The sequence below is a fragment of the Collinsella sp. AF05-9 genome, assembly GCF_003465595.1.
In the GTDB taxonomy this organism is placed as follows: Bacteria; Actinomycetota; Coriobacteriia; order Coriobacteriales; family Coriobacteriaceae; genus Collinsella.
Genome location: NZ_QSBB01000056.1, coordinates 1 through 6,049 on the forward strand (window position 1 = coordinate 1; position 6,049 = coordinate 6,049).

Genomic DNA, 6,049 nt, shown 5'->3' on the forward strand with positions numbered 1-6,049 from the left:
TGCGGCGTAGGCCGCTTATTAGCCCGTCCAAGAATTGGGGCGCAGTTCATTGCCTCGGGGCTTTTTTCTTACCTACTGAAAGTAGTCAAAAAAGCCCCGTCCCAAATTAACTACTTTGATTTTGTGTGCTGTGCGAAAGATTGGGTAGTATAGCTATTCAATGCGGCGGGCTGCCGCGTGTTAACCGCTACGTACCGGAGGTGTTCCATGGTTCGTGTCGACATAGAGACCATCGTCATGGCCGCCGGTCCCGTGCCATCGCTTATCGTGCTTCGTGAGCGCAGCAGCAAATCGGACTCGCCCGCGCCGCTGCGTTCCCTTTCCATTCAGACTGGTTCGTTTGAAGCTGCTGCCATCAGCCGCGGCATCGATAGCGGCCGCGCCGAGCGCCCGATCACCCATGACCTGTTGCTCGATACCGTTGACGCCCTGGGCGCCAAGCTCGAGCGCATCGAGATCGTTCGCGCCGAGCCGCCAGTGTTCTACGCGACGATCGTCGTACTGGCCGATGGCGAGGAGCGCAAGATCGACGCTCGTCCCAGTGATGCCATTGCCCTTGCCGTGCGCAGCAATGCTCCCATGTTTGTGGAGGACGACATCATGAATCGCCTGGGCACTGTTTCCACCCACGCCGAGGATGTCGACGACGAGCAGGAGTTCGAGAAGTTCGACGAGTTCGTCCATACGCTCTCCCCCGATGACTTCTAAATGCGGGGCGGCAGGGTTGCGGAGTGTTCGCTGATGGCCAGCGGTATGTCGGCTGAGGCGGCGGCCATTGCGCGCGAGGCCCAGATGCGCTCGGAGGCATCCGAGGCGGCACGCATTGCCTATGTGACGCAGGCCCGCACGCTTCGCGAGCGCCGCGGCTCGTTTATCAAGATGGTTGTCGTCTCCGCCCTTGTCGCGGCAATCTGCTCGCGCCTTCGTGGTACAGTTGGTGCGCTTGGGTTTTCGATTTCAACAGGCTTGGTAATCTGGGGTGTGGTCGATGCAGTAATGCTGACCAACCAGATCAAGGTACTCGACAAGCGCGCGATGGATATGATGCGCGCCCGCGACGCTGCCGCCAAGATCGCTGCCGAGGCACAAGAACTGTAACGACGCCAGACTCGATGGGAAGGTCTAAAGATGGCACAGGATATGCAGGACGCCGGTAACGTCTCCGCCGAGCTCGACGCCATGGTGTGTGACCTGATTGGTGCGTTCTTGGACGACCTTGCCGCCGGCGAGAACCCGGGCGTAGTTGTGGCGATCGAGGACGCTGCTTCCAACCGATATCTGGCGGCGCTCGACGAGGACGGCGAAGAGGCATGCCTCGAGGCGGCCACCAACTTTATCTCCGAGCACAAGATGGGTCTTAAGGACGAGGGCCTGGGCCGCATCGCCCGCTATGCCATCGGCTACACCGGTTGTGTCGAAATTGACGGCGGCTATCACGACGCCCTGCTCGTGAGCTTCTTCGAAACCACGCTCGAGAGCGGTTTTTCGGCATACGTGCTGTATGAGGGCATGGGTGCCGGCGATGGTTTTATGTGGAGCGACCCTGAACCTGCAGGTGAGGAAACCCCTCTTATCTAAAATCGCTAAAATAAACGAGTTTTCGGTAAAAGGCTCAATATTCCCGCTGAGCGTTGTATCGCTGGGCGGGCCGCATACGCGTGCCGTTTGTATATGGATAGAAGATAGGGGAACTACATGCGCGTAGACAATCTGAGGAACATCGCCATCATCGCCCACGTCGACCACGGCAAGACGACGATGGTCGACAAGCTCCTGCGTGCCACGGACGCCTTCCGTGCCAACCAGCAGGTCGAGGACCGCGTCCTGGACTCTAACGACCAGGAGCGCGAGCGCGGCATTACGATTCTCGCCAAGAACATCTCTATCGAGTACAAGGACGTCAAGATCAACGTCATCGACACCCCGGGCCACGCCGACTTTGGCGGTGAGGTCGAGCGCGTGCTGCGTATGGCCGACGGCGCCCTGCTGCTGGTCGACGCTTTTGAGGGCCCCATGCCCCAGACCCGCTTCGTGCTGCGTCACGCTATCGACACTGGCCTCAAGATCATGATCGTTATCAACAAGATCGATCGTCCGGGCGCCAACCCCGAGAAGGCCTACAACGACTGCCTGGACCTTATGGCCGACCTGGGTGCCACCGACGACCAGCTCGAGTTCGCCATGGAGCACGTGGTCTACGCCAGCGCCATGAATGGCTTTGCCCGTCTTGACCCCAACGACGGCAACATGGACATGTATCCGCTGCTCGATATGATCATCGACGACATGCCCGCTCCCGAGGTTGACGAGAATGCCCCGCTGGCCATGCAGTGCGTGACCATTGACCACTCCAACTTCGTTGGCCGCATCGGCATCGGTCGCGTGTACTCCGGCACCATCCATCAGGGCGATCAGATCCTGGTCGTCAAGAACGACGGCTCCAGCGCCACCGCTACCGTCAAGCAGCTCTTTACCTTCGACTACCTGGGCCGCACCGAATGCCAGGAAGTCGGCGCCGGCGACATCGCCGCCGTCGTGGGCATCGACCGCACCGATATCGGCGATGTCTACACCGATCCCGAGAACCCCGTTGAGCTCGAGCCCATCGAGATCGACCCGCCGACCCTGTCCATCGTCTTTGAGGCTTCGACCTCCCCGCTCGTCGGTCGCGACGGCGACATCGTGGGCGCCCGTCAGCTCAAGGAGCGCCTGTTCAACGAGGCCGAGAACAACGTGACCATGAAGATCGAGGAGCTCGAGGACAAGAGCGGCGTCGAGGTCTCGGGTCGCGGCATCCTGCACCTGTCCGTTCTGATGGAGTCCATGCGCCGCGAGGGCTTTGAGTTCCAGGTCGGCCGTCCCCGCGTTCTGTTTAAGAAGGACGAGAACGGTAACAAGATGGAGCCCGTCGAGCAGGCCGTCGTCGAGTGCCCGGACGAGTACTCGGGCAAGGTCGTTGAGGTCTTCGGCACCTCCGGCGGCATCATGACGAGCATGGATACCTCGGGCATCGTGACGCACCTCGAGTTTAAGATCCCGACGCGTGGCATCATGGGCCTTAAGAACCGCATCATGAACGTCACCCACGGCGAGGGCGTGTTCTACCACACCTTCCTGGAGTACGGCCCCTATGCCGGCGAGATCGGTAACCGCCAGAACGGCGCCATGATCTCCATGACCACCGAGAAGGCCGTCGCCTACGCTCTGGGTACGCTGCAGGAGCGCGGCCAGCTGTTTGTTGAGCCGGGCACCGAGTGCTACGAGGGCATGATCGTGGGCGAGCGCAGCAAGGCCGGCGACATGGTCGTCAACATCGCCCGCACCAAGAACCTGGGCAACCAGCGTTCCTCGACCTCCGATATCTCCGTCCAGCTGGTGCCGCCTCGCACCTTCTCGCTGGAGGAGGCGCTGGAGTACATCGCCGACGACGAGCTGGTTGAGATCACCCCCAAGAACATTCGCCTGCGCAAGCGTCTGCTCAACGCCACCGACCGCAAGAAGGCTGCCGTCCGCGCTGGCCAGGTCAACAAATAAGCGCTGGGGCTTATAACTGCCAATAAGAAAGGGCGTCGACCGCAATGGTCGGCGCCCTTTTTGGTGCAATGGGATCAGGTTGCTTTGCGCCACCACAAAGGTGCCTGGCCCTTTTGTGGTGGTTGGCGGCTAGGCGGTGGGGAGTCCTGGCGTGTTAGCCGGCTGCTGTGGCTTGAGGTGGGCGTTGCGCCAGATGATCTGGATGGCGTAGCCGAGCGTGAAGACGAAGGCTACACCGCTGACAAAGTTGCCCATAAGAGGAAGTGCCGTGAGTGCGCCCGCGACGATACCGCCCACGGCGGCCATGGCGTAGCGGTTTTGGTTGTGTCCGACCATGCGCGCGACCGCGGTGCCCGTAAATGCCGCCGAGACCAAAGCGATGCCGATGACGCCGCACATGAGGGCGGCGGCGAGCGACAGGCCTGCAATCGAGATGATGAGCAGCAGCACGGCGGGAGCGACGGCGACCGTGCCCAGAAGACCACTTACCCACAGCGGCATGGGACGCTGATGGAGCATGCCGGCAGCGCTGGCGGTTGCGCGTGGAAAGACAAGCTCAAGCAGGATGGCGACAAAGCAGGTGGAAAGCGCCGCGGCAACGATGCCGCCGATAATGTCGTTGGCCGTAGAGGTGTTCTCGTTCTCGGTCCGGTCGATCTTGAGAGCTCCGACCTGGGCGCCCTCGGCCCGCTCGGGGTCCTGTGAGACGTGGGCGTTCACCGTGCCGGTGATGCGGGCGTTTTTACCCAGGATGAGCTTGTCGGCCCAGACCTCAACATCGCCATCGACGGTGCCGTCGATGGTTACGGTGTCGCCGGCAAGCGCCGCCGATTTGGCGGAGCCGCGCAGGGCGACCGTTTCGCCTGCCGCGTAAAAACAGTTGGCGGTGCTGCCGGTGTTGAGCACGACGTGCTGGCCGGCCACCGTGACGCTGCCATCGATTGCGGTTTTGGCGATATCGATGGTGCGTGCCGCCAGACGAACGGCGCCGCCTACGGTGCAATCGCGAATCGACAGGTTCTCACCCGCCGCGATAATATCGCGGCCGATGGAGGCGTCGTCTAGGTTGAGACTTTGGCCGGCCCAGTACAGGTCGCCTTCGATACCGGACGGAGTTGAGTCAACTTCGGTTGCGAGCACGTTTCCCGCGGTGTCGGTGCCGGCGAACGACACCGTGGGAAGTGCGGTGAGCGCGAGCGCAATCAGCGCGAATAGGATGGTGATGCGGGTCTGCGCTTTGTGGCGCCGGATCGACGGTACTTGGTTGCAAGGCATAGTGAATCCTTCGTTAGATACTCGACAGGTATCTAACAGGGTACCCAACGCGCGGGCGCTCTAAAAGAATCTCTCGGTTGCATTTCGAGGGGTTGTGCTGTGCTACCTACTTTTTACGGTGCAAAAAGCGCGCGATGTCTTCCTCGGTAGGGCTTTTAATGTCAAAGCGCAGTGATAGCCAACGCAGCCCCATGGTCACCACAACGCATACGACCAGTGCGGCAACATTGCTCATGAGGCCGCTCATGACGAGGGCTACATAGCTTGCCGATCCGGCGATGGCCGCGATGGCATAGAAGTTGGTGCGTTGGAAAATGCCCGGGACCACGCCCATAAAGCCGTCGCGCAGCATGCCGCCGCCCACGGCGGTAAAGAAGCCCATCATGATACATACGGCGGGCGCAAATCCGTACACCAACGCCTTGTCCGCGCCGGTTGCTGCATAGATGCCGACCGAGATGATGTCGAGCAGGGGAATGAGTTTTTCGGGCTTATCGACGATTGCCGGGAAGATATAGATGATGGCGGCTGTGGCGATGGAGAGCGGTAGTGCCATGGGCTGGTTGAGGATGTAGACGTTGCCGACCTGGAGCGTCATATCGCGCAAAAGACCGCCGCCCAGACCGCAGACCACCGCGAGCGCGACCGCGCCCACCAGGTCGAGCTTGTGCTCGCGAGCGACCAGCACGCCCGAGATCGATGCCGCGACAACGGCGAACATCTCGAGCCAAAATGGGATAGCGACCATGGCATCCGAGGCGTGTGAAGTAACAGTCATAGCGGCGACGACGGGCAAGATGAGGTCCTTTGATTCTCGGGTTTGAACAATGCCCGTACATAGTACATGGTTGGCGGCGATTGAGACCCTATTGCTCGGCAAACGGTAGGGACTGGGAACGGTCATGGGTACCAAACATGTGCATCAGCCTCCAAAGATGCCGAAAAATGTCGTTTTTGGAGGGTGATGTACATGTTTGAGATTCAAGGTGAAATCGAAAGCAATGGGGGACGTGGCTGAATAGGAGGGATGTCCAAATTTTGAGCGGAGCTCAAAATTTATTCGGTCGGCTTGCGCCGACCGCGCTGCGCTAAAAACGTGCCACTGGCGCGTTTTCTTTACGCTCCGCGTCCTGACGGGTTCGAATCCCTCCTCCTCCGCCGTATTTGCTTGTAAGGGACTCTAAACAAAAGGCTCTGTTAGACCACATTTGACACGATCGGCTGTTCGTCGAACCGGGAA

6 protein-coding genes are annotated in these 6,049 nt (G+C 60.4%); 4 read left to right on the forward strand and 2 right to left on the reverse strand.

Annotation, left to right across the window (positions count from 1 at the left end; translation table 11 throughout):
* The first annotated feature begins 207 nt into the window (after positions 1-207).
* The 4 genes from DWV43_RS09680 (at position 208) to typA (ending at position 3,534) form a co-directional block, all read left to right on the forward strand.
* On the forward strand, positions 208-708 hold the full coding sequence (locus DWV43_RS09680) for a bifunctional nuclease family protein (RefSeq protein WP_117756926.1): 501 nt from the start codon (positions 208-210) through the stop codon (positions 706-708).
* Positions 709-741: 33 nt separating this feature from the next.
* Positions 742-1,098: a hypothetical protein gene (locus DWV43_RS09685; RefSeq protein WP_117756927.1), complete on the forward strand. Its 357-nt coding sequence runs from the start codon at positions 742-744 to the stop codon at positions 1,096-1,098.
* A 30-nt stretch (positions 1,099-1,128) separates the two neighbouring features.
* Positions 1,129-1,578 (forward strand): hypothetical protein, encoded by a 450-nt coding sequence (locus tag DWV43_RS09690; protein ID WP_089572580.1) that lies wholly within the window; start codon positions 1,129-1,131, stop codon positions 1,576-1,578.
* Positions 1,579-1,695: 117 nt separating this feature from the next.
* Positions 1,696-3,534 carry a translational GTPase TypA gene (gene typA, locus DWV43_RS09695; RefSeq protein ID WP_006235837.1) on the forward strand — a complete coding sequence of 613 codons (1,839 nt, stop codon included), beginning with the start codon at positions 1,696-1,698 and terminating at the stop codon, positions 3,532-3,534.
* A gap of 129 nt (positions 3,535-3,663) precedes the next feature.
* Here typA and DWV43_RS09700 read toward each other — a convergent pair whose 3' ends face one another.
* Positions 3,664-4,809 (reverse strand): polymer-forming cytoskeletal protein, encoded by a 1,146-nt coding sequence (locus DWV43_RS09700; protein WP_117818408.1) that lies wholly within the window; start codon positions 4,807-4,809, stop codon positions 3,664-3,666.
* A gap of 106 nt (positions 4,810-4,915) precedes the next feature.
* Positions 4,916-5,605, reverse strand: a complete 690-nt coding sequence (locus DWV43_RS09705; protein ID WP_233539158.1) for a trimeric intracellular cation channel family protein — start codon at positions 5,603-5,605, stop codon at positions 4,916-4,918.
* Positions 5,606-6,049: the final 444 nt, after the last annotated feature.

Coding starts and splice junctions, on each gene's coding strand:
- DWV43_RS09680 (WP_117756926.1), top strand. CDS start 208: ATGGTTCGTGTCGACATAGAGACCATCGTCATGGCCGCCGGTCCCGTG.
- DWV43_RS09685 (WP_117756927.1), top strand. CDS start 742: ATGGCCAGCGGTATGTCGGCTGAGGCGGCGGCCATTGCGCGCGAGGCC.
- DWV43_RS09690 (WP_089572580.1), top strand. CDS start 1,129: ATGGCACAGGATATGCAGGACGCCGGTAACGTCTCCGCCGAGCTCGAC.
- typA (WP_006235837.1), top strand. CDS start 1,696: ATGCGCGTAGACAATCTGAGGAACATCGCCATCATCGCCCACGTCGAC.
- DWV43_RS09700 (WP_117818408.1), bottom strand. CDS start 4,809: ATGCCTTGCAACCAAGTACCGTCGATCCGGCGCCACAAAGCGCAGACC.